Origin of the sequence: Photobacterium chitinilyticum, assembly GCF_004104355.1 — a bacterium.
Taxonomy (GTDB): Bacteria; Pseudomonadota; Gammaproteobacteria; order Enterobacterales; family Vibrionaceae; genus Photobacterium; species Photobacterium chitinilyticum.
This window is the reverse complement of record NZ_RJLM01000217.1, coordinates 1-418: the sequence shown is the minus strand read 5'-3', so window position 1 is coordinate 418 and position 418 is coordinate 1. Positions and strand designations below refer to the sequence as shown.

General features: G+C 42.1%; 1 pseudogene. It reads left to right on the top strand.

Going from position 1 to position 418, the window contains the following annotated elements:
* A pseudogene (locus EDI28_RS26540) lies at positions 1-257 on the top strand (TIGR01212 family radical SAM protein); the annotation flags it as partial.
* Between the last annotated feature and the right edge of the window lie 161 nt (positions 258-418).

Here is a 418-nt window from a genome sequence, read left to right as displayed (position 1 = left end):
ATCTGGTTTATTTTCAAAATTTTACCAACACCCATGAAAAGGTGGAAGTTATTCGAGAGCGTTATGAACAGGCTATCAATGAGCCAGGTGTGGTAGGAATCAATATTGGAACGCGCCCAGACTGTTTACCAGACGAAACCATCGAATATTTGGCTGAGTTATCGGAGTGCATGCATGTGACGGTTGAATTGGGCTTGCAAACTACTTATGAAGCAACCTCTGACCTGATTAACCGTGCGCATTCTTATGAATTGTAGGTGGAAACGGTCAAGCGTTTGAGAAAGTATCCAAAAATTGAGATTGTTTCCCATTTGATCAATGGTTTGCCTGGTGAAACCCATGAGATGATGGTTGAAAATGTCCGCCGTTGTGTCACGGATAACGATATTCAAGGGATTAAACTGCATTTGCTCCATCT